Source organism: Lactobacillus amylovorus DSM 20531 (assembly GCF_002706375.1).
GTDB lineage: Bacteria > Bacillota > Bacilli > Lactobacillales > Lactobacillaceae > Lactobacillus > Lactobacillus amylovorus.
On sequence record NZ_CP017706.1, the window covers coordinates 1,171,917 to 1,195,799 of the forward strand.

Consider the following 23,883-nt stretch of genomic DNA (forward strand, 5'->3'; position numbering starts at 1 on the left):
ATGATTAAGACATATGATTCAAATGAATATGATGTAATCGTTGTAGGAGCGGGTCACGCAGGCTGTGAAGCTGCTCTTGCTAGTGCCCACATGGGACAAAAGACATTACTGTTAACTATTGGGCTTGATATGGTAGCTTTCATGCCATGTAACCCATCTGTAGGTGGTCCAGCCAAGGGTACCGTTGTTAGAGAAATTGATGCTTTAGGTGGTCAAATGGGTAAAAACATTGATGCTACCTACATTCAAATGCGGATGCTTAATACTGGTAAGGGTCCTGCAGTGCGTGCACTTCGTGCTCAAGCTGATAAGTGGCAATATCATGAACACATGAAGGATACCATTGAAAATACACCTAACTTGACTTTGCGTCAGGCAATTGTAGATGAAGTTGTCGTTGAAGATGGCGTCTGCAAAGGAGTAATTACCAATACTGGTGCTAAATACCATGCTAAAAGTGTTGTATTGACTACTGGTACTGCTGCCCGCGGTAAAATCATTATTGGTGAACTTACTTATTCGTCAGGACCTAACAACACTACTCCTTCAATTAAGTTGTCTGAGAATTTGGAAAAGCTTGGTTTTAAGCTTCGTCGTTTCAAGACCGGTACGCCTCCACGTGTTAACGGCAATACTATTGATTATTCCAAGACCGAAGAAGAACCTGGCGACAAGACTCCACGTCACTTCTCATTTGAAACCAAGGATGCCGATTATTTACAACACCAAATTTCTTGCTGGATGACTTATACTAACCCAACCACGCATGAGATTATCCGCAACAATCTTGATCGTGCACCTATGTTTACTGGTGTAATTAAGGGTGTAGGACCTCGTTATTGTCCATCTATTGAAGACAAGGTTGTACGTTTTGCTGATAAGGATCGTCACCAAATTTTCCTTGAACCAGAAGGTGAGACTACCAAGGAAGTTTATGTAGGTGACTTTTCAACTTCAATGCCAGAAGAAGTTCAATTAAAGATGGTTCACTCTGTTGCCGGACTTGAACATGCTGAAATGATGCGTCCAGGCTACGCAATTGAATATGACGTAGTTGAACCATGGCAATTGAAGCATACCTTGGAAACTAAGAATGTAAAGCACTTATTTACTGCAGGTCAAATGAACGGTACTTCCGGTTATGAAGAAGCTGCAGGTCAAGGCTTGATCGCCGGTATTAACGCTGCGCTTTCTGCTCAAAACAAGCCTGGCTTTACTTTGGGTAGAAACGATGCTTACATCGGTGTTTTGATTGATGACTTGGTAACTAAGGGCACTAACGAACCATATCGTTTGCTTACTAGCCGTGCAGAATACCGTTTGATTTTACGTACTGATAACGCCGACTTGCGTTTGACTGAATACGGTCATGAATTAGGTCTTATTTCTGATGAGCGTTACAAGAGATTCGAAGAAAAGAAGCAAGCCATTAGGGAAGCTAAAGAAAGATTGCATGAAATTACAGTTCACTTGACTGATGAGGTGCAAGACTTTTTGAAGAGCATTGACCAAGAACCAATGAAGTCTGGGGTTAAGGCAGACGTCTTCTTGCGTCGTCCAAATGTAAAGATTGCTGACATCGAAAGATTAACTGGTGAAAAGATTCCAGGAGACCGTTACGTAAAGGAACAGGTAGAAATTGGCATTAAATATGCTGGTTATATCAAGAAAGAGGAAGCTCGTATCGCTCGTTTGAAGCGCCAAGAAGCTAAGAAGATTCCTGCAGATATTGATTATGAAGCAATTGAAGGCTTGGCAACTGAAGCACGTCAAAAGTTTGAAAAGATTCGTCCAGAGACTTTGGCCCAAGCAGAGCGTATTTCCGGGGTAAACCCAGCTGATTTGGCTATTTTGAGTGTTTACATTCAAAACGGACGCTATTCAAGAGTTAAAAAATAATTTTTGCTAAAAGATAAAGAGGGGCATGATTCAAAAATAATCATGTCCCTCTTTTTTTACTGGAAATAAGATAACCCAGGAAATAATTAGGGCCAAGGAAAAAATAATTGAAAAATTTTTCTTAAATTTTAGCTATAAGTAAATAAAAAAATATATAAAATGAAAAAGTTTTAGTATAATAATGTTCATTAAATCACAATGTAAAACGCTATCATTTAGCAAGGCGTAAGTAATAATTTATCTGAGCTTGTGAAATGATTATTATCACAAAAGCGTTTTCATCCGCATAATAACAATACTTTTGGCGTTTTGCAAATGTGAAAAAATGTGTTTTAATACATTATGAAAGAAATGAAACTAAGGAGATGCACTTATATGACTAAAATTAATGGTTCTGATGCAATGCTTAAAGTTATTTATGACTGGGGAATTGATCATATCTATGGTTTCCCAGGTGGATCATTCGACTCCAGCATGAATGCTATTTACGACTTCAGAGATAAGATGAAATTTATCGAAGTTCGTCACGAAGAGGCTGGCGCACTTGCTGCTTCATCTGAATACAAAGTTACTGGTAAATTGGGTGTATGTTTTGGCTCAGCTGGTCCTGGTGCTGCCCACTTGTTCAACGGCTTGTACGACGCTAAGTTTGACAAGACTCCAATGCTTGCCATCGTAGCTAATGTTCCAACTAGCAAACAAGACATCGACTTCTTCCAAGCCTTTGATGAAGATAAATGGTTCTTAGACGCTAGCGTTTGGTGCGCTTCAGCTAAGACTCCAGAGCTTATTCCAGTATTGACTGACGAAGCTATCCGTCAAGCCTACGCAAGAAAAGGTCCTGCAGTTTTAATCATTCCTAAGGACTACGGTTGGCAAAAGATTGAGGACAACTTCCGTGTAAACAAGGATGCTCATCCAGAGCCAAACTACCCAGCACCAACTAAGACTTCAGTTGATGAAGCTGTCAAGCTTTTGAGGGAAGCCAAGAACCCAACAATGTACATTGGTTTAGGTGCTAAGGATGCTGGTGAAGAAGTTAAGGAATTCGCTGAAAAGTTCAAGACACCTATTATGTCATCATACTTAGGCAAGGGTGTTGTTGAAGACAAGTTCCCAGCATACATGGGTACTACCGGCCGTATCGGACCTAAGGCAGCTCGAGAAGTTCAAATGGCAACTGACTTAGTTGTTTGGGTCGGCAATAACTCACCATTCTCAGTATTATGGTTCCCTAAGAACGCTAAGGTTATCCAAATTGATGTTGACCCTGCTAAGTTTGGTAAGCGTCACTCAACTGATGTATCAATGCTTGCAGATGCTAAGAAGGCACTTCGCGCTATCATTGATGCTGGTGAAGAAAGAAATGAATCACCACTTTACAAGGCTGCTATTGCAGACCGTGAAAACTGGGATGCATGGGAAGACAGCTTCAAGAACTCAGATGAGATGCCAGTTCGTCAAGAACCAATCTGGGATGTTATTAACAAGAAGGCTGACGACAACGCTGTCTTTGCTATCGATGTAGGTAACGTAAACGTTGACTCTTGTCGTCTTTTGAACTTACACGATGATCAAAAGTGGACAACTTCTGGCCTTCACGCAACTATGGGTTACGGTGCTCCTGCCGCATTGATGGCAGCTACAGTTTACCCAGACCGTGAAGTTTGGAACTTAGCTGGTGATGGTGGCTTTGCCATGATGAACCAAGAACTTTTGACTATGTCACGCTACAACATGCATATCTTGAACGTAGTATTTACTAATGAAACTTTAGGCTTCATCGAAGCTGAACAAGTAGATGAATCTCACCAACCATTATCAGGTGTAAAACTTCCAGACAACGACTGGGCTAAGGTTGCTGAAGGTATGAATGTTAAGGGTGTAGTGGTTCGCACCAAGAAAGAATTCGAAGAAGCAGTTGACGAATTCAAGAAGATGGATGGCCCAATGTTGATTGATGTTAAATACACTCACAACATGCCTTACTCAACTGAGTTGAATTCACTGGATGATCCAGCATTCGTTAAGAAGTATGAAGCAGAAGACTTGAAGCCATTCAGCTACTTTGCTGAAAAGTATGGCTTGGAAGCTGACGCTGCAACAGGTGCATCTCAACATGAAGAATCAGAACCAGAAGAAGATACTGCTCCTGATACAGTTTCCGGTGCTTCACAACACTAATTCATTTGAGTAATAACCATAAAAAGACGAGATGAAAATCTCGCCTTTTTTGTTTCCTCAAGAAATATTTCCTGGGAAATTATAGAAATGCGCGTGAAATATTTTTGCTCAATAATAAATTAGTTATTAACTATCCAAAAATTTTCGAACTTTTCGTTTCGCTTTTTTTATACTAAAACGTATAATAATAATTGATGAATTTTGATTAAATGGAGGACGTTAAAAGATATGCAACAATTCGGCGTTATCGGTTTGTCTGTTATGGGCAAAAATCTTGCTTTAAATGTTAGAAATCACGGTTTCTCAGTTTCAGGTTATTCAATTGATAAACCTGAAATCGATGCTTTAGCAAAGTATGAAGATGGCAAACTGAAGCCATGTTATACATTGGAAGATTTTGTTAACTCACTTGAAAAGCCACGTAAAATTTTGATCCAAATTATGGCTGGTGCTCCAGTTGATGAAACTTTACAAAAATTGCTTCCACTTTTGGATAAAGGAGACATCGTTATTGATGGTGGTAACTCAAATTATCACGACACTAACCGCCGTTACCACGAAATGGAAAAGCATGGCATCCACTTCATCGGTATGGGTGTTTCCGGTGGTGAAGAAGGTGCCTTAAATGGTCCTGCTCTTATGCCAGGTGGTGACGAAGAAGCTTACAAAGAAGTTGCTCCTATTCTTGAAGCTATTGCTGCTAAGAACAAGGAAGGCAAGCCTTGTGTAAGTTACATGGGACCTGAAGGTGCAGGTCACTACGTAAAGATGGTTCACAATGGTATTGAATATGCCATCATGCAAGAATTCTCAGAAGTTTACAGCTTGCTTCGTGATGTTGCTCATAAGAGTGATGATGAAATGTCAGAAATCTTTGACAAGTGGAACCACAACGTAGTACAAGCATACTTAAGTGAAATCACTTCAAAGGTTTTGAAGCAAAAAGACGATCTTACTTCAGACAACATTATTGATCACATTTTGAACGTTGCTTCATACAAGGGTACTGGTAACTGGACTCTTGAAGATGGTGTAGCTCTTGGCGCACCTGTAACTGTTATTGCCGAAGCCGTTATGGCACGTTTCATGAGTAAACAAACTCACTTGGCACTTGAAAGCGGCATTAAGCCAACTGAATTTAAGTACGATGGTGAAATTCCTGATGACTTAGTTGATGAATTTGGTAAGACTTTGCAATTAGCTCAAGCTGTCGCATATGCTCAAGGTTTCCAAGAATTAACTATGGCTGCTAAGGCTTACAACTGGGATCTTAGATACAAGTCAATTGCCCAAGGCTGGGAAGCAGGCTGTATCATTCGTTCTGCAATGCTTAAGGATATTGAAGATGATTACTCAGACAAGAAGGAACTTACTAACTTGTTTGAAGATGGCTACTTCAGAAAGTTGATGGAAGACAACCTTCCAGCTTTAAGAAAGTCAGTTGAATTTGCTACCAAGGCTGGCGTTCCAACTCCAACTTTGAGTGCAGCACTCAACTACTTGGAATCAATCTTTACCCCTAAGTTGCCAGCTAACATGATCCAAGGTCAACGTGACTACTTCGGTGCGCACACCTACCTTAGAAATGACCGTAAAGGTACATTCCACACTGAATGGTACGAAGAAAAATAATTAGGTTTCATGTGAAACTAAAAAAGCCAGTTAGAACATATTCCAATGTCATTAAGTTAAGACATTGACAATTAATATTAGACTTTTAAAGCACTGATTTAACATTTAATTGGTTAAATTGGTGCTTTTTTCGTACAACAAATAAGGCATAGCACAGATTCTGCTTTTTTAAGCTACGCGATATAAATAATATACAGCTGATTTGGGCTTAATATTTCTCTTGTCCTTGCGGCCTGGTCTAATTGGAATGGTATAATAGCTGATCTGAATAAGGATCCGTTCAAAATCTTGCGTTAAAGAAGAAGCCAAATACATGCTCTGAATAATCAAGCATGATTGCTTGAAATTGATGGCATATTGATACTTGCAATGCTTTTGCGGAATATAGGCCTGTGCATCAATTTGACTGATTGCATTAAACATAATCATATGGGCATAAATTTCCATTTCAATAAATTTATCTTGTTTGGAATGGAACTGTACGCTGCCTAAAGAATACTTCAATTTCTTGAAGGAGGTCTCAATACCCCAACGCAGATGATAAAGCTCTTTAATTCTTTTTAGCGGATAATTTTTTCGATCAAGATTGGTTAGCACAACTTCCCATTCTTCTTTGCCTGATTTGGCATCATTAATTCTAAATTTGCAGGCTCGAAATTTTATTGTGCATAACTCGCCAAAATCCCAGCTTAGATCCTGGGTATTTTTAGAGCGATACTTAATATATTGGCGATAATGATGCTGGACATGGTGAATATTCTCACTGGCTTTATGCGTGATGTAGTAATAGTTAGAAGTAGTTACCAGGCAGGAAATCTCACGATCACATTCTTGATCAGGCAATGTCGTTATTTCTTTAACTCCGCCTTGTCCAGCCTTAGTTCGTATTATGTAATGACAGTTAGGCAGGCGATTGCAGTTTTCAATCATATTGAAACTAGTGTAGCCACGATCCATTGTTACAATATATGGACCACAATTCAAAGCTTTAAGCATTTGAACAGCCGCTTTGCGTTCATCCATTTCTGATTTAGGCTGAAAAATACAATCCTGGTAGGTATTATTCAATAGATCATATAAGGCATTAACGTGAATTTGACAATAGGGTTTCTTTTTATGAGAAGAAGCTTGTACAATGTTATTCGATTTCGGATTCCAGATTTGATTAAAGTCAGAGCCATCAATAGCAAACAAACGGTAGTGATGATCAAAAAGTTGAATATTAAATAGATTTTGATTAAAAACAGTCAGAATATGTTTAAAACAAGCAGGAGAAAGCTGGCTTTTGCGTTGAACATAGGCAGAAGTACTAACTACTTTATCGTTCTTTTTAGTTGCATCTTCGCCAAAAGCTCTAAAGAGTTCACTGTTTAAATTCTGACCTTGCATGTTAATTGTAGTTTTAAGGACTGTCGCTGCATCTAAAGTGCGTTTCCTGGTAAAAGCATGAGGATTATTAATAAAATCGTGAATATGATCCCCAGTATTATTGATAATTTGATCAAGACGTTCTAGAATATTCTTATGAAGGGCTTTCATAATTAACACCAGCTTTCTGGCAATAATTTTGAAGGTTTAAAATATATAAGATAGGCGAAAAGGCAGGTCTTTTCGCCTTTATTTTATACAAAAAAAGAGATCGGATCCAAATGATTCGATCTCTAAAAAAGCACCCTTAATTGTCAATGTCTTAACTTAATGACATTGGAACATATTCTAGCTGGCTTTTTAGTGTACAATAAATATCGGCATATTTTTCGATTTAAAGAGGGGATTCTATGAAAGACGAGGGAAATAAAACTAATATAAATCTGCTACTCCAAGCGTTGATCGTCGGCATTTGTACTGGAATAGTAGTTGGCCTGTTTAGATTCGGCATTGAAACCACTTCGGCCTTTTGGCTTCATTTGTTCCAACTGGCTCATCAAAATCCGCTTTGGTTCATCGCAATCATTGTGGGCTTTATTGCAGTGGCGGTAATTGCCGGCTACTTTGTTAAACAATATCCGCATGTTGGTGGATCTGGTATTCCAGAAGTAAAATTGCAGTTGCAAGGGAAGTTAACTTTGCAATGGTTCCCAATTTTATGGCGCAAGCTAATTGGCGGCATTTTAGTTATAGGAACAGGTCTATTCTTAGGGCCAGAAGGACCCTCCTTGCAACTAGGTTCAACAATCGGTCAAGGTGTAGGTGAAGGCTTTAAGCAAAACAAGCTTAATACAAGAGTATTGCTGGCTACTGGTGCTTCTAGTGGTTTAGCTGCCGCTTTTGGTGCTCCTCTTAGTGGTGCACTCTTTGTCTTAGAAGAAGTCTTTCATAACTTTTCCCCTCTTGTGTGGATGAACGCTTTAGCCGGTGCGATTGCTTCTAACTTCGTTGTTTCCAACTTATTTGGACTTCATCATGCACTGGCAATTCCATATAATTATTCTTTTCCAATTAATCTTTATTGGCATTTAATTATTTTGGGCGTTTTATTGGGACTATTGGGTCACCTCTACAAGGTGGGCTTATTTAGCCTAAAAAAGGTCTATGCTAAAATAACCTTTTTACCACGTTGGTTACATGGTCTTATTCCTTTAGCACTTTTGATTCCAATCGCTTATTTCTGGCCTTTAATTACTGGTCCAGGTAATCGCTTGATTTTGTCACTTCCTAACATGATTACCAAAACAGGTTGGGGCTTAGTGGGACTTTTGGCCTTTTACTACGTAATGAGAATCGTCTTTTCAATCGTAGCTTATGATTCAGGTTTACCAAGTGGTATCTTCTTACCAATTCTGACGATGGGTGCCTTGATTGGTGCTACTTACGGTGTGTTTATGGTTCAACTTGGATTATTACCACAACGCTTGGTAGTTAACCTGGTCATCTTTTCAATGGCAGGCTATTTTGCTGCAATTATCCGGGCACCATTTACTGCAATTATTTTGATTACCGAAATGGTTGGTTCGTTGCTTCACTTAATGCCATTAGCAGTTGTTGCGTTTATTGCACTTTTGGTTGATGAACTACTTGGTGGCAAGCCAATTTACGGTCTTCTCGCAGCCGCTATGGACACTAGCAGCGATAGCAAGGCTAACTATACTGGCGAGGCCGATCAAATGGTTCTGCCGGTCTATGAGAGCAGTAAATTAGTTGATAAAAAGGTCGCAGATATTAAGTGGCCTGATGATACTAGAGTTAGAACTATTCGCCGTGATGGGGGTGAAATTATCCCAACGGGTCAGACGATTATTCGTGGCGGCGATATGCTTGTTTTGGAGTTTGATTCAAGTCAACGAGGTCGTGTTTATAGTAAAATGAAAGACCTGCAAGGCGTTGAACTTGATGGATAATTGAAATAAGGGCGGCAGACGTACATGCCGTCTTTTTTCTTGCACAAAAATAGGTTATATTAGATACTTAAACTTATGTAGGAAAGAGGGATGAAGGTGAATAATTTAGTACAGATCACGTTAAATGCGGATCAGGAAAAATATAATCTGGATGGAGATGAAAGCATCACTTTTATTGATGCGAATTCTTATTATATTGGTCAAATTATTGATCGGCATCATGGCTGGATAACGTTAGAATCAGTTGACCAAGATGGTAACCGTGGTGGTGTCGTTTTTATTAAAGAAGATCAAGTAGCCAAGATCGAAGATAATACGCCAACACTGCATTACTACGCGTTAGCTGATATTAAGGATCCGTTTCACATGAAACAATTGAATACAAAAGTACTTAATTGGGACTTTACCAATATTTATGATCTTTTGCTGAATGTGGCCGATTCTCAGCTATTTATCACGTTTGAAACCAAGACAGGGATTAATTATACTGGCCTGATCACGCAGCTGGATAAAGACGAAATACGCATCCTTGAAAAGAATGAACAGACACTAGAACAATACGCTACCGTCATCCCATTAGCTGATATTGTCTGTGTCGACATTAACAGCATAGATAATCGCTTGTTTATCCATTATCTGAAGCAACATAAAGATTATGGCAATGATCTAGAACTAGCAGAAATTTATTTTGATTATACTTTTGATGACCAATTTGGCAGTTTTGCAATTGGCAGAATCGTTAAGTATGATGATGAAAATATGATTCTTGAAAGCTTGAATGATTTGGGTCAAGTCGAATCCATTGCAGTAATTGCACGTAATCACATTGCCCATTTAACTGAGGAATCTGAGAGACTTAATTACTTTAACTACCTAGTTAATTGGCAAAAAGAAAATGGCAGTTTTGATCCGGATCATTTGGAGCATTCTGTTAATCTGCAGGGGGAGATTAGGTCAATACCTGAAGTAATTGAAGAATGGCCAGAAGACAAAATAATCAAGGTTAGCGATTCAATTTATCATTATCCTGACCGTTTGGGACTCATTTCATCTTATAATGATGATGGCTTTGATTTAAAAATTGCAACTGAATACGCTGTAGGTGATGTCAGCGATCATGATTATGAGGACGTGATTAGCGTTGATTTGGCCGGCTCAGAGATGATTAGGATGCAAAAATTCCTCGATAATCGTGGATAAATAAGTTGGCAGTGAATAAAAGTTTTTTATATAATTAAGCAAACGAAAGGAAGATGTTCTATGGGATTAACATTTGACAACCCTAACAATTTACAAAAGATGCTTGATCGCTTTGCGACGGTTCCAGATCCAAAGAAGACACCAAAGCACAAGGATCCAGAAGAATTGCTTAATAAAGATTCAAAAGACAAAAAGAAGAAAAAAGATAAGTAAATTAAAAGCAGGTTGCAAACGCAATCTGCTTTTTCTCTAGGAGTAAGAAATATGAAAAAACATTCGGCAGTAGCTTGTATCAGTAGGACAGATTTATTTTCATCCTTATCATCTGATGCCCTAAAGAAAATTGCAGCAATCTCAACTCATCAGGAATATTTCCCAAGAAATACAATTATTCGTCAGCCAGGCGACGGTAAGGAAGGCATGATCTTCATGGATGAGGGTAGTGCCAAGATTTATAGCCTGAATGAAGACGGCAAAGAAACTGTGTTGGGCGTAATCAATAAGGGTGATTATGCTGGACAGCAGAGTCTTTTTAAAGAACCAAATCATGAAAATTATATTCAGGCGTTGCAAGATACGTATGTCTGCTCAATTAATCGTGATGATTTTCAAAACTTGCTTAAAAAGACGCCAGATTTAGTCATCAATTTGCTTAATACATTTGGTGAAAAGCTAGTAGCGGCAGAAACGAATTCAATTCGAAGAAATTCGATGAATGCCAAAGACCGCTTGATGGATTATCTGGTTGAACAAAGTCAAAAGTTGGGCTCAGCTAGATTTTCTCTCCCTTTGAAAAAGAAAGATTTAGCCAGTTATTTAGGAACCAGTCCTGAAACTTTGAGCAGACAATTGAAGCTATTAGAAAAGGAAAATAAGATCAGGGTCAATCGCCGAGAGATTACTATTGTTAAAAATTAATAGCTTATAATGGGCGAATGACGTAATACACAAATGCCAAGCCGATATTGATCAAGGCAAAGAAGCCAATGATAGTGCATTGCATTCTTTTAGTAATAACTAGGTAGGCAATAAATTCGCGAATAAAGGCGTTTAAGGTGAAATACCACTTGGTCTTGGCACCATAGCCAATACACTTTAAGCCTTGACGCTTAGCCAAAACAAGCGCTCTATAAACGTGATACGAATTAGTAACGATACAAAATGTGCTGTCAGGCTGCATCAGTTGATGTGAAAACTTAAGGTTTTGATTAGTTGTCTTGGAACGATCTTCAATGATGATGTCGGACTTGGGCACGCCATGTTCTTCCGCATAAGCGGCCATAGCGTGGCTTTCAGGAATTTCTTCATCGGGACCTTGGCCACCAGACATGATCAATTTTGAGCCAGGATTTTTGTGATAAATTTCAATTCCGCGATCGATTCGGCTGGCAAGAAGTGGCGTAACTTTTTTGCCAATTAATCCTGCACCTAGAACGACAACGTAGTTTAGCTTCTTGATATTGAAATTAATGAGGTTCAACCAAGCAGTCAGGGTATACATCATCATGATGAAGATTAAATAAAGAATGCTCATTGATAAAAATAGATAAATAAATCTGAACCAAGGAGCAGAATTGAAACGACCAAAAGCAGGGTAGGCGAAAATTAGTAAAATGATGACGATACCTGTTCCTAGAGACAGGAAGTTAGTCCATCTAGTGCCTTCTTTGATTAAGATCTTGATGCCGTTATAGAGAAAAATGGCGATTAAAAGAAAGACGAAGGCAAAGATGAATAAAGCGATGCCTACGGCTACTAAGAGTAAAAAGTCGGAAATTAAGTGATGTTGTTCAGGGTGCCTAATGTCGACGACAATTAGAAAATCGACGGCTAGAAAAGCCAGAAACATTAAGGTAGAAGTTAGGGTCAATCCAGCCCACATTGAACGCCGTTCATGCGTTAGTACAAAGATAAAGAGCCCAAGATTGATTAGAAACAATGCTAAAAGCCAATAGAAAAAGGTTAACATATTAAAAAACTCCTTTAGATAGCTAATTTAATTATACGTAGTTTATTAACTAAAAGAAAAATAAAAACGCATCCCGCAGGATGCGTTTTTTGATATTTTAGGCTGTTTCACCAGCAATTTTTGTTTTATTCAAAAGTAGTGAACTAGTTACAACTGATACGGAACTGAAGGCCATCGCCAAACCTGCAAGTTCAGGGCTCAAGGTCAAACCTAATCCCATGAAGAGGCCGGCGGCAATAGGGACGCCGATAGTGTTGTAAATGAGGGCCCAGAACAAGTTTAATTTGATTCTATTGAAAGTCTTCTTAGAGATGCTCCAAGCTCTTACAACGCCCATTAAATCGTTTTGAACAAGGACGATACCAGCAGATTCGATCGCAACATCTGTACCAGCCCCCATTGCAATACCTACATCTGCAGTAGACAATGCAGGAGCGTCGTTGATACCGTCACCTACAAAAGCCACCTTTCTGCCTTCATCTTGTAACTTCTTAATTTCAGCAGCTTTTTCAGTTGGTAAAATACCAGCGATAACTTGGTCAATGCCAACTTCCTTACCAATAGCGTTAGCGACGTTTGGATTATCACCAGTAAGCATGATAGTCTTTAAACCACGCTTATTAAGCTCTGCAATAGCCGCCTTTGAACTCGGCTTAGGAACGTCTTGAATAGCGATTAAACCGATGATTTCTTGACCTAAACCAACATAAACAACAGTTTTAGCTTCTTTTTGCAACTTAATGGCTTGATCTTTCATTTCCTGGGAAATGGAAATATCTTCAAGCAATCTGTCGCTACCTACAAAAGCAGTTTGACCATCATAACTGGCTCTAACTCCTTTACCTTCAATTGCAGCAAAGTTTTTAACTTGAGCTAAAGCAATTTTGTCTTCCTTAGCTTTCTTAACTACAGCTGTCGCAAGTGGGTGTTCAGAGTTTTCTTCCAAACTTGCGGCAATAGTCAAAACCTTGTTTTGATCACCAACAACATCGGTTACTTGAGGCTTACCAACGGTAATAGTACCGGTCTTGTCGAAGACAACAGTATCAAGGTCGCTAACTTCTTCAAGAACTTCACCGTTTTTGATTAAAACGCCCATCTTAGCGCTACGTGCAGTACCAACCATCAATGCAGTAGGAGTAGCAAGTCCAAGGGCACAAGGACAAGCAATAACTACAACAGAAACTGCAAATAGCAATGCAGTAACTAATGGAGCGTTCAAGAATACGTACCAAATAACGAAGGTAATAATCGCAATAATTAAAACAGCAGGTACGAAGATATTGGAGATTTTATCAGTCAAGTTTTGGATAGGGGCGTGACTAGTTTGCGCCTTCTTAACTAAATCAACGATTTGTGAAAGCATCGTGTCGCTACCAACTTTGGTTGCTTTAAAATTAAATGTACCGTTAGTGTTGATAGTTGAACCTACAACGTCATCGCCTTTTTTCTTAGTTACTGGCATACTTTCACCGGTAACCATTGATTCATCAATAGTAGTTGAACCGTCGACGATAACACCATCAACTGGAATCTTTTCACCAGGCTTAACGCGGATAATGTCGCCAACCTTAACTTGATCAAGTGGCACCTTAACGAATTCACCGTTACGTTCAACTTCGGCGTCCTTAGCTTGCAAGTCAATCAACTTAGCTAAAGTGTTAGATGCGTTATTGTGCATCTGCTCTTCCATAGCGTCGCCCAAAAGAACGAAGACCGTTACAAATGCGGCACTTTCAAAGTAAACTTCATGTCCGGTGAACATAGCGAAGATACTGTAGAAATAGGCAACAGCAGTACCAACAGCAACCAGCGTATTCATATTAGCGCTATGATGCTTGAAAGCGGCCCAGGCACTACTCCAGTATGGAGCGGCTGAAATAGCCATGATAATCGTTGTCGTTATAAATGCGATCCAATTGTAGCCAGGCATCATCCAATGGAATGGCATGGCAAACATTTGGATAAGCATTGGAATTGATAAGATAAATGAAATCCAAAACCGTTTAATGTTTGAAAGTTTCATTACTTAACGACGACCTTCCCATGGAACATGTCCATTCCGCAAGCGTAGTTGTAAGTACCTGGTTTGTCGGTTGGAACATCAATAGTAACTTCTTTTTTATCGTCTAATTTTTCGTCAAAGTTTAAGTCCTTTGAAACGACTTCGTTCATACATCCCATATTGTCTGAAGAAATAAACTTCAATTGAGCAGGCTTGCCTTGCTTGAAAGTAACAATATCAGGCTTGTAACCATGATTTTCTGCGTTTACGACAACTTTTTTAGTTTGATTCTTTGAAAAAATACTCATTATTTAACAACAACCTTTCCATGAAACATATCCATACCACAAGCAAAGTTATAAGTGCCTTTCTTGTCAGTGGGAATATCAATAGTAGTAATTTTTTGCTTAGTTAAATCTTTATCAACACCGAGTTGTTCAAAAACAACGTGAGACAAACATGCTGTTGAATCATTCATATCGAAGTTTACCTTGGCAGGTACGCCTTGCTTAAGCACAACGGTTGAAGGAGAGTAGCCACCTTTAACGACGATGTTTGCTTCTTGCGTACCTTGGTCAACTGTGGCTGTGCCGACGGCTTCTTGGTGTTTACCGAAGAACCACCAAAGAATGAAGCCGATCAGCAAGATGGCCACGATCAACGTGATAATTTGTGAAATACCCATATCTTTTCCTCCTAGCAGACGTGCTCTTTATCTGGCAAACAGTTGCAAGGAACCATGTCAGGGGCACTTTTTTCTTTTTCAGAAATTACTTGCTGCATTTTTGCTAAATCACTTTTTGAAATAGGAGAATCGGTTAATAGCTGCAAGAGAACTTCACCTTTATGCATATCGCACATGCGGTTTAACAGCTCCTGTGCGGCTTCCGCCATTACCTGCGTCTGATTGACCTTAGCAGTATAAACGAAGCGTCTACCTTCCTTTTTCGTGCTCAGCAGGTTCTTTTTAACCAAACGTCGCAATAAAGTTTTGATTGTCGATTCGGACCAATCTTTTTTGGCTTGCAGTTTTTCAATGATCTTGGTTGAGCTGACAGGCTCAAGGGTCCAAATGATACGCATGGCTTCCCACTCGCTGTCGGAAATCGTGCTTTCTTTTTCTTGAAGTTTAACCATTTCTTTCCCCCCTATAGTTTACAAATGTAACTATACAATTAAAATCTACATTTGTAAACACTGAAACTATAAAAAAAGAAAGACGTGTGTCTTTCTTAAGATTATTAGCCTAAATAAACGTTCTTAAAGTCGTATGGTACACCGGTTGGATTAAAGGATACATTCTTAACATCAGTTTTAAGAAGTTGAGGGTGGGCTACTTGAACTAATGGAATGGTACCTTGATCTTTCATTAAGATCTTTTCAGCGGCTACTAATCTGCTCCAACGTTTAACAGGATTATTACCGTAGACATTTTCAGATTGATCTAACAATTTGTTGAATTGATTGTTGTTCCAACCGTTGTTAAGGTAGCTTGATCCTTTTTGGAAAACATCTAAGAAGTTAATTGGGTCACCAAAAACGGCTTGCCAATTCTTTAGTGTAATTTCATAGTTTCCTGCAGTTTGACGAGAAATTAATTGAGTAAATGGAATATTTTGAATTGAGATATTTACGTTAGGTAAACGATCTAATTGACTTTGTAAGAACTCAGCAGTTTGCTTTGAAGAGTCATCATCACTAGCTAGCAAAGTAACTTTAATAGATTTGATGCCAGTTTCTTTATAGCCTTGTTGAAGCAATGACTTTGCTTTCTTCAAGTCGTAGCTGACACCACTTTTTACGTAAGCGTCATTTTCAAATTGAGCTCCAGTTTTTGGATTTGTACCCATGCCTGATGGAACGAAGCCTTTAGCTGGAATAGAACCATCCTTTAAAATGTTGTTAGCCAATTGCTGACGGTTGATTGCATATGAGAATGCTTGCCTAATTTTCAGATTCTTAAATGCCTTAACCTTGTTTTGGTTTAATTCAAGACGGCGAATAGCTGAAGAAAGTCTAGCGTGGTAGCCGGCCTTATTCTTGTTGGAAGCTACTTGTTGACCGGTTAAGCCTGTTTCGTCAGCTTTTCCGGCTTGGAAGAGGTTGTAGCTAGTGGTAGTTGATTCACTAACTTGTTCGTTAACTTTACTTAATTTAACGTCTTTTGCATCCCAGTAATTCTTATTTTTGACTAAAGTCCAAGTCTTATTATTGCCGGTCCATTTAGTTAAAATGAAGGGACCAGAAGAAACGGTGTAATTAGCTTGCGTGCCGTAAAGTTTGCCGTACTTTTGAACTACTTTTTGGTTTTGTGGGAAGAATAGTGGCCAAGCAAGTAAATTCTTAAAGTAACTCAATGGACGAGTAAGTTCGATATGTAAATGGTATTTTGAAGGTGCGGTTACACCAATAGTAGATGGCTTCTTCTTTCCGCTGTTGATTGCTTGAGCATTCTTAATTTGGTAGAGGTAGAAAGCCATTTGCGATTTGGTAGCTGGGTTGACAGTTCTTTGGTAGGAATAAACGAAATCTTTAGCAGTAAGAGGATCGCCGTTTGACCACTTAGCATTTTTACGTAAAACGAAATCATAAACTCTGCCGCCTTTAGAGGTCTTAACAGATTTGGCTAAAGATAGTTTAGGCTTGTTGTTTTTATCTAAACGGTAAAGGCCATCACCAGTGTTTAATAGGGCTTGAAAACTAGTAGTGTCAGTAGCTAAAGATGGATCCTGAGTTGATAACTGGGTGGTTTCTGACCAATTTAAAACTTGCTTTTTCTTTTGTGAAGCTGATTGATTACCACAAGCTGCAAGAGCTAATGCTGAAACGATAATTGTACCTGTTGCTAAAATCTTCTTTGATATTTTCATTGCTAAACTCCTTTACGATAGACGAAAATTAAGCAATGAAAAAGAAAAAGCGCCTTACTAGATCATGTCGATCTAATAGGGCGTTTATCACGCGGTACCACCTATTCTTTATGGAAGTTCCACCTCGGTTCATGTACGGCCCAAAGGGCGATATATTACCGCAATAGAGGGCGGACCCTGAATCTGCTAAATATCGCAGGTTCATGCTCGAAGGCCATTTTCAAAAATAAAAACAGACATTTCTTCTCACCAAACTAGAAACTCTCTGTAGAAAGTTTTATTTTTTACTTTCCTTGTCATTGCTTAATTTGTTTTTAATGTTGTTATCATAATATAGCCTAGGAAATAATTTGTCAACAAAAAATTTAAAAAAGGCAAACCAAAAGAGACCCATACGGATCTCTTTTGGTTTATAAGTTAGTGACCAGGAAAAAGATGACGAATACCACGAATAAGATATACATCATTGGAGTAACTTCCTTGGCACGCTTTGAAGCGATCATAGTGATAGGGTAGGCAATAAGTCCTAATGCCAAACCATCTGAAATACTGTAAGTTAATGGCATCCCTACAACAGTTAAAAATGCTGGAAAGGCAATTTCAAACTTGTCCCAATCGATCTGTCTTAAGTTACTTGCCATAAGCACACCAACAATAATCAAAGCTGGAGCCGTTACAGTAGTAGGAATAACGGAAAGAAGTGGACTGAAAATCATACTGATGATGAAGAAGATACCAACAAAGATTGCAGTTAAACCAGTTCTACCGCCCATTGCGATACCCGCACTTGATTCTACTGAAGTACCAAGTGGGGCAGTACCCAAGACAGCACCTTCAACCATAGCAGTTGAATCAGCTAAAAAGGCACGACCGATCCGTGGAATCTTACCATCTTTATCAACCATGCCGGCTTGTTCAGTCATACCGATCAAAGTACCAGCAGTATCAAAGAAAGTAACAAGTAAGAAGGTCAAAACAACCATCCAAAGTTGTGCGGTATTAATATCCTTTAAGTGGAAAACGGCTTGACCCAAGGTTGGTGCAATGCTTGGCGCACCTGAAACGATGCCGTGAGGCAATGGAATTTGACCAATGATCATACCGAAGATAGCAGTAACGATCATCCCGATGAAAATTGAACCAGGTACGTTCAAACACATCAAGATAACAGTTAAAATTAAACCGAACAAAGTAATCCAAACGGCAGGATTACTAAACTTGCCCAAGGTAACTAAAGTTGAATCGCTGTTAACGATTAATTGACCATTTTTTAACCCAATAAAGGCAATGAATAAACCAATACCAGCCGAAATTGCATACTTCATATCTTGTGGAATTGCATTAACCACCATTTCACGCAATTTGAAAATAGTGATTAAAATGAATAAGATTGATGCAACAAGCACAGCAGCTAAGGCTGTTTCCCAGGAAATATGCATTCCAACACATACGTTGTATGCGAAAAAGGCACCACTACCCAAGGTTGGAGCAAGCGCAATAGGATAGTTTGCGATGAATCCCATCAAGAAACAACCAATGGCAGTTGCTACTGCGGTAACCGTAAATGCTGCACCTTTTGGAATACCAGCTGCGTGCAAAATGTTAGGGTTAACAAATAGGATGTAGGAGAGACTAACAAACGTAGTTAATGCAGCGATTAACTCGCGTTTAACAGTGGTATGAGCATCCTGTAAATGAAAGACTTTATCTAATGTCTGCATTTTTCCTCCAAAACAAATGAAAAAAGGACACAGTTACCCACCAACTATGGGTAAAAGATGTCCTTTAAACGATTTGTGACGTCTAATACCTATAGTCCTGAATTTATGGTTCAGGGTAGACACTGTCGAACTTATCTCGACGATATATAGATATATTGATTGTTAAGTATTCTAGCAGAAATCTAGTAGATAAGCAAATTAGGGTTGGGAGGATATGTATTATAGTTATTTCCTGAGAAATAAAAAACAAGTAGCTGTTAACTACTTGTTTTTGAAAGAGGTATTTTACTAGTGAAATTAGCTAGACATTTAAAACGATGTAATAGATAACGAATACTACAAATAGAATCCACATCATTGGCGTAATCTCTTTGAAACGCTTTGCTGCGATCATTGAGATTGGATAAACGATAATTCCCCAACCTAAACCGTCTGAGATAGAGTATGTAAGAGGCATTCCGATGGCAATAAGGAAACATGGAATGGCGATTTCGAGGTTGGTCCAATGTACGTTAGCCAAGTTTTCGGCCATCAGTACACCAACAATGATTAAGGCAGGAGCAGTTACTTGAGTGGTAAAGACACTTAAGATTGGACTAAAGATTGTAGAAATGAGGAAGAAGATACCTACCCAAACTGCGGTTAAACCGGTTCTACCACCAACGGCAATACCAGAACTTGATTCCACAAATGCACCAACTGGTGAAGTACCAAGAACTGAACCAACAAGCATACCAGATGAGTCGGCAGCTAAAGCTTCACCGGCACGTGGCATCTTGTTGTCTTTCATCAAACCAGCTTGTTGAACCAAACCGATCAAGGTACCAGTGGTATCGAAGAAGGTAACAAGCAAGAAGGTGAAGACAACTACCCACATTTGAACGGTGTTGATGTCACCGATATGGAAGATTGCTTGACCAAACGTTGGAGCGATGCTTGGAACAGATGAGATAATACTCTTAGGCATTGGAATTTGACCAATAACGACACCGAAGACAGCAGATATAATCATACCGATGAAGATGGCACCCGGTACACGGGCAATCATCAAGAAGATAGTAATGAATAAACCGAAAATAGTGATCCAAACAGTTGGATTGTTAAGGCTACCGATAGTAACCAAAGTTGAGTCACTGTTTTGAATTAACTTACCACCTTGAAGACCGATGAAGGCGATGAATAAACCGATACCGGCAGAAATAGCATATTTAATGTCTGCAGGTATCGCATCAATGATCATCTCACGAACTTTAAAGACAGTTAGTAAAATGAAAAGAATTGATGCAACAAAAACGGCAGCTAAAGCTGTTTGCCATTTAACGTGCATGCCAAGACAAACTGTGTAAGTGAAGAATGCGTTCAAACCTAACGTTGGAGCTGAAGCGATTGGATAGTTGGCAACAAGTCCCATCACGATACAGGTAAATGCAGCAGATAATGCGGTAACGGTGAACAAAGCACCTTTATCCATACCACTAGCGCCCAAAACATTGGGGTTGACGAACAGAATGTAAGACATACTTACAAAAGTAGTTAGGCCGGCTAAAAGCTCGGTCTTAAAGGAGGTATTGTTCTCCTTTAAATGAAAGAAATTACTGATTGCGTTCATTTAGTCCTCCAAAATTTGTATAAAGTGAACATTCAATTAAGATTATACATATAATGTTAATAATTTCAATAGAAAAATAGTGAAATATTTGCTTTTTGAAGTTTTTTCGGGAATATTTAGCTTATTCTTGACTTTAACGCAGCGTAAACCCGTATATTTAAGTTGTGAGGTGAGAAAGTAATGTCAGAAGAATACACAATCGGAGATCTAGCCAAACAGTTGAATATAACCACCAGGACAATTCGCTATTATGATCAAAAAGGCCTGGTTAAACCAAGCAGAGTGAGTGAAAGTGGCTATCGTTTATATTCAAATGAGCAGATAAAACAATTAAAACTGATTATCTTTTTAAAAGAACTAGGCTTTTCACTAAAGGATATTCAAAAGATACTGGAGGATCCAAATAGTGAAAAAACGATTGGTCTTTTACTTAAAGATCAAATGGAAAGAAATAGCCAGGAAGTACAAAAACTAGAAAAGCAAAATAAGAAAATAGTGCAATTGCAGAAGGTATTAAATAAACCTAAAGGTATTGCTGAAGTTACTGACATTACGAAGATTATGAATAATGAAACTAGGTATAAAGAATTAACACGTTCAATGTGGAAGCTGTCAGCAGTGGAAATTGCTGTTGAGCTGATTGGTATGACATTTATCGCGTACTGTATCATCAATAAGATGAACACTACGGCGTATATTTCGGTAGCTGTTTTAGTAGCAATCTTGGTTGCAATGTCTGTTGTGTTACTTAAAAATTATTATCAAAAAGTGGCATATATTTGTCCTAATTGCGATTACAAATTTGTTCCAGAACTTAAAAGCTTTATGTTTGCGGCACATACGCCGCATACTAGAAGATTACGTTGCCCAAACTGTCATAAAAAATCATATTGTTTGGAAACTGTACGCTAGTATTTCCAGGGAAATACACATTTTTAAGAAGCTGTTATCGAGTATATTCGATAAAAGGCTCCTTTTTTGCAATCTTATCGATTATACTAGATAAGATTAATAATTTTAGTGTTTTCATCGATTATAATCGATATAAATAGGAAAAAGTGTAAACAAAAAGGACTAAGCTCAAATTCAAACTTAGTCCTTTCTTTATTTATTGTTTTTCATCTAAAAGTTCAGTACCCACAGGAAGATGATGAATACGAAGAATAGTACCCACATCATCGGGCTGATTTCCTTACCACGCTTAGCTGCAAGCATGCAGATTGGGTAAGTGATCATACCCCATGACAAACCATCAGAAATTGAGTAAGTAAGTGGCATACCCAAAATGATGAGGAATGCAGGAACCGCAATTTCTAACTTGTTCCAGTGGATGTGAGCAGTGTTTTGGGCCATCAATACACCAACGATAATCAAGGCTGGTGCAGTAACTTGACTAGTGAACACACCCAAAAGTGGACTGAAGATCATTGAGATCAAGAAGAAGATAGCAACGAAAACTGCAGTCAAACCAGTTCTACCACCAACGGCGATACCGGCACTTGATTCAACGAACGCACCAACTGGTGAAGTACCCAAAATTGAACCAACGGCCATCGCACTTGAGTCGGCAGCCAAAGCCTTACCAACACGTGGCATCTTGTTGTTCTTCATGAAACCGGCTTGTTGAGCAAGACCAATCAAAGTACCGGCAGTATCGAAGAAGGTAACAAGCAAGAAGGTTAAAACCACAACCCACATTTGAACGGTATTAATGTCCTTAACGTGGAAGATAGCTTGACCAAAAGTTGGAGCCAAACTTGGAGCAGTTGAGATTACCTTGTGTGGCAATGCAATTTGACCAGTACAAATACCGAAGATAGCTGCCAAAACCATACCGATGAAGATGGCACCAGGAACGTTCAAGATCATCAAAATAACGGTTACAAGCAAACCAAAAATGGTGATCCAAACAAGTGGATCGTGAAGTGAGCCTAAGCCAACCAAAGTTGATTTATTTGCGACAATTAACTTACCGTTTTGCAAACCTAAGAAGGCGATGAATAAACCAATACCTGATGAAATAGCAAACTTCAGGTCAGCTGGAATTGAATCAATAATCTTTTCACGCAATTTAAATAAAGTGATCAAAATGAAGATAATTGATGCAACGAAAACACTGGCTAAAGCAGTTTGCCATGAAACGTGCATCCCCACACAAACGGTGTAAGCAAAGAATGCATTAATACCAAGGGCTGGTGCTTCACCAATTGGGTAGTTTGCAACAATACCCATGATGGCACTACCAAGCGCACTGGCCAAAGCAGTAGCAGTAAACACAGCACCTGTGTTCATACCACTAGCACCTAAAACGCTAGGGTTAACAAACAAAATGTATGACATACTAATGAAAGTAGTCAAACCAGCAATAAATTCGACTTTAATACTGGTGTTGTATTTATCTAATTGAAAATATTTCCTAATAAAATTCATAAATCTCTCTCCAAAGAATTGTTCGTGTTTTTACTTCATAAAAGCAACTCTTATACTGTAGCATTGATATTTAGATTTGTAAACACGAATTATTATTAAGAGATCACACTGATTCATCATAAATTGCTGTATAAAAGTAGCTTTAGGGCCGTAAATTACTTTCATTCTCAGTTTTTTAGCATTATTCTTAATTACAAAGATTAAACAGATTAAGGGTGAAAAAATGTCCGCAAAACTTATTTTTTCAGATATCGATGGCACGCTAATTAACAATGAATTAAAGGTAACGCCTAAAACGCGTGATGCAATTAGACATCAGATTATCAATGGCAATATCTTTATTCCAACTTCAGCTCGTCTTCCTAAAGGGATTATGACGGCTGTAGGACAGATTCTTAAGGTCTTTCCGATGATTGCCTATAATGGTGCCTTAGCGCTAGATGAGATAGGTAGAGCGCTAATTACGCGCTTTTTTAACGCAAAAGAAGCTGCAGAGATCTGTCGTTACGTTGAAGAGCAAAATAGCGGTGCAGCTTGGAACATTTATAGCGGCTATGTGTGGTATAGCTCAGAAAAAGAGAGCGATTGGGTCAAAAAAGAAGAAAGCATCGTCGGTGTGAAATCTACCAAGACAAGTATCGATCAAATTGCAAAACTTCAAGGTGTACATAAAGGTTTAATCATGGGTAAATCCGAAGAAATTGACCGTATGCAAAAAGAATTGGCAAAGAAGTACACTGACCTTGATTTTGTAAAATCTTCGCCTATATTACTTGAAATTGTCTTAAAGGGTGTAAGCAAAAAGAGTGCACTTGAGATCGTAGCCCAAGAATATGGCGTAGATTTAAAAGATTGTATTGCCTTTGGTGACAACTACAACGATGAGGCAATGTTAAAAGCAGTAGGTCATCCATTCTTGATGGGTAATGCTCCAGAAGATTTGAAGAAGCAATTTAAATCAGAAGATATTACCTTAGATAATAATCATGATGGTATTGCTAAGGCGCTAGAAAATATTAAATAAAC

General features: G+C 38.7%; 19 protein-coding genes, 1 riboswitch and 1 other annotated feature. Of the genes, 9 read left to right on the plus strand and 10 right to left on the minus strand.

Annotated elements, in window-relative coordinates:
• The 3 genes from mnmG (at position 1) to gndA (ending at position 5,715) form a co-directional block, all read left to right on the plus strand.
• A complete protein-coding gene (mnmG, locus tag LA20531_RS06110) occupies positions 1–1,899 on the plus strand; it encodes a tRNA uridine-5-carboxymethylaminomethyl(34) synthesis enzyme MnmG (RefSeq protein WP_056940290.1) in 1,899 nt (632 codons plus the stop codon).
• 375 nt (positions 1,900–2,274) lie between these two features.
• Positions 2,275–4,083, plus strand: coding sequence for a pyruvate oxidase (gene spxB, locus LA20531_RS06115; RefSeq protein ID WP_056940291.1), 1,809 nt, complete (start codon positions 2,275–2,277; stop codon positions 4,081–4,083).
• Between the two features lie 228 nt (positions 4,084–4,311).
• Complete coding sequence (gndA, locus tag LA20531_RS06120) at positions 4,312–5,715, plus strand: NADP-dependent phosphogluconate dehydrogenase (RefSeq protein WP_056940292.1); 1,404 nt, start codon at positions 4,312–4,314, stop codon at positions 5,713–5,715.
• Between the two features lie 168 nt (positions 5,716–5,883).
• On the opposite strand, the gene LA20531_RS06125 is transcribed toward gndA, so the two are convergent.
• On the minus strand, positions 5,884–7,254 hold the full coding sequence (locus LA20531_RS06125) for an IS4 family transposase (RefSeq protein ID WP_005721666.1): 1,371 nt from the start codon (positions 7,252–7,254) through the stop codon (positions 5,884–5,886).
• Between the two features lie 239 nt (positions 7,255–7,493).
• Between LA20531_RS06125 and LA20531_RS06130 the strand changes: the two genes are divergently transcribed.
• The 4 genes from LA20531_RS06130 to LA20531_RS06145 all read left to right on the plus strand — a co-directional run bounded on the left by LA20531_RS06130 (position 7,494) and on the right by LA20531_RS06145 (position 11,171).
• The gene (locus LA20531_RS06130) at positions 7,494–9,053 is read left to right on the plus strand and encodes a ClC family H(+)/Cl(-) exchange transporter (protein ID WP_056939507.1); all 1,560 of its coding nucleotides are present in this window, start codon (positions 7,494–7,496) and stop codon (positions 9,051–9,053) included.
• Between the two features lie 96 nt (positions 9,054–9,149).
• Complete coding sequence (locus LA20531_RS06135) at positions 9,150–10,253, plus strand: hypothetical protein (protein WP_013642613.1); 1,104 nt, start codon at positions 9,150–9,152, stop codon at positions 10,251–10,253.
• A 60-nt stretch (positions 10,254–10,313) separates the two neighbouring features.
• Positions 10,314–10,466 carry an SPJ_0845 family protein gene (locus LA20531_RS06140; RefSeq protein ID WP_013438808.1) on the plus strand — a complete coding sequence of 51 codons (153 nt, stop codon included), beginning with the start codon at positions 10,314–10,316 and terminating at the stop codon, positions 10,464–10,466.
• A 51-nt stretch (positions 10,467–10,517) separates the two neighbouring features.
• Positions 10,518–11,171: a Crp/Fnr family transcriptional regulator gene (locus LA20531_RS06145; protein ID WP_056939508.1), complete on the plus strand. Its 654-nt coding sequence runs from the start codon at positions 10,518–10,520 to the stop codon at positions 11,169–11,171.
• A gap of 4 nt (positions 11,172–11,175) precedes the next feature.
• Here LA20531_RS06145 and LA20531_RS06150 read toward each other — a convergent pair whose 3' ends face one another.
• The 8 genes from LA20531_RS06150 to LA20531_RS06185 all read right to left on the minus strand — a co-directional run bounded on the left by LA20531_RS06150 (position 11,176) and on the right by LA20531_RS06185 (position 20,427).
• Positions 11,176–12,222, minus strand: a complete 1,047-nt coding sequence (locus LA20531_RS06150; RefSeq protein ID WP_056939509.1) for a YdcF family protein — start codon at positions 12,220–12,222, stop codon at positions 11,176–11,178.
• A gap of 97 nt (positions 12,223–12,319) precedes the next feature.
• On the minus strand, positions 12,320–14,248 hold the full coding sequence (locus LA20531_RS06155) for a copper-translocating P-type ATPase (protein ID WP_056939510.1): 1,929 nt from the start codon (positions 14,246–14,248) through the stop codon (positions 12,320–12,322).
• Positions 14,248–14,535 carry a cupredoxin domain-containing protein gene (locus LA20531_RS06160; RefSeq protein ID WP_056939511.1) on the minus strand — a complete coding sequence of 96 codons (288 nt, stop codon included), beginning with the start codon at positions 14,533–14,535 and terminating at the stop codon, positions 14,248–14,250. The genes LA20531_RS06155 and LA20531_RS06160 overlap by 1 nt, the downstream gene beginning before the upstream one ends.
• Positions 14,535–14,912, minus strand: a complete 378-nt coding sequence (locus LA20531_RS06165; RefSeq protein ID WP_025014287.1) for a cupredoxin domain-containing protein — start codon at positions 14,910–14,912, stop codon at positions 14,535–14,537. Before LA20531_RS06165 ends, LA20531_RS06160 begins: the two co-directional genes overlap by 1 nt.
• A gap of 11 nt (positions 14,913–14,923) precedes the next feature.
• Complete coding sequence (locus tag LA20531_RS06170) at positions 14,924–15,364, minus strand: CopY/TcrY family copper transport repressor (RefSeq protein ID WP_056939512.1); 441 nt, start codon at positions 15,362–15,364, stop codon at positions 14,924–14,926.
• A 104-nt stretch (positions 15,365–15,468) separates the two neighbouring features.
• Positions 15,469–17,097 carry a peptide ABC transporter substrate-binding protein gene (locus LA20531_RS06175; protein ID WP_056939513.1) on the minus strand — a complete coding sequence of 543 codons (1,629 nt, stop codon included), beginning with the start codon at positions 17,095–17,097 and terminating at the stop codon, positions 15,469–15,471.
• A gap of 73 nt (positions 17,098–17,170) precedes the next feature.
• Positions 17,171–17,406: a binding site (T-box leader), on the minus strand.
• A 101-nt stretch (positions 17,407–17,507) separates the two neighbouring features.
• Entirely contained in the window at positions 17,508–18,818 is a 1,311-nt protein-coding gene (locus tag LA20531_RS06180; RefSeq protein ID WP_056939514.1) for an NCS2 family permease, read from the minus strand.
• A 72-nt stretch (positions 18,819–18,890) separates the two neighbouring features.
• Positions 18,891–18,988, minus strand: a riboswitch (purine riboswitch).
• A 131-nt stretch (positions 18,989–19,119) separates the two neighbouring features.
• Positions 19,120–20,427 carry an NCS2 family permease gene (locus LA20531_RS06185; RefSeq protein ID WP_014566261.1) on the minus strand — a complete coding sequence of 436 codons (1,308 nt, stop codon included), beginning with the start codon at positions 20,425–20,427 and terminating at the stop codon, positions 19,120–19,122.
• Positions 20,428–20,607: 180 nt separating this feature from the next.
• Here LA20531_RS06185 and LA20531_RS06190 point away from each other — a divergent pair, with 180 nt between their 5' ends.
• Positions 20,608–21,339: a MerR family transcriptional regulator gene (locus LA20531_RS06190; RefSeq protein ID WP_056939515.1), complete on the plus strand. Its 732-nt coding sequence runs from the start codon at positions 20,608–20,610 to the stop codon at positions 21,337–21,339.
• A gap of 210 nt (positions 21,340–21,549) precedes the next feature.
• Here LA20531_RS06190 and LA20531_RS06195 read toward each other — a convergent pair whose 3' ends face one another.
• Entirely contained in the window at positions 21,550–22,857 is a 1,308-nt protein-coding gene (locus LA20531_RS06195; protein ID WP_056939516.1) for an NCS2 family permease, read from the minus strand.
• A 223-nt stretch (positions 22,858–23,080) separates the two neighbouring features.
• On the opposite strand from LA20531_RS06195, the gene LA20531_RS06200 reads away from it, so the two are divergent.
• Complete coding sequence (locus LA20531_RS06200) at positions 23,081–23,881, plus strand: Cof-type HAD-IIB family hydrolase (protein WP_056939517.1); 801 nt, start codon at positions 23,081–23,083, stop codon at positions 23,879–23,881.
• Positions 23,882–23,883: the final 2 nt, after the last annotated feature.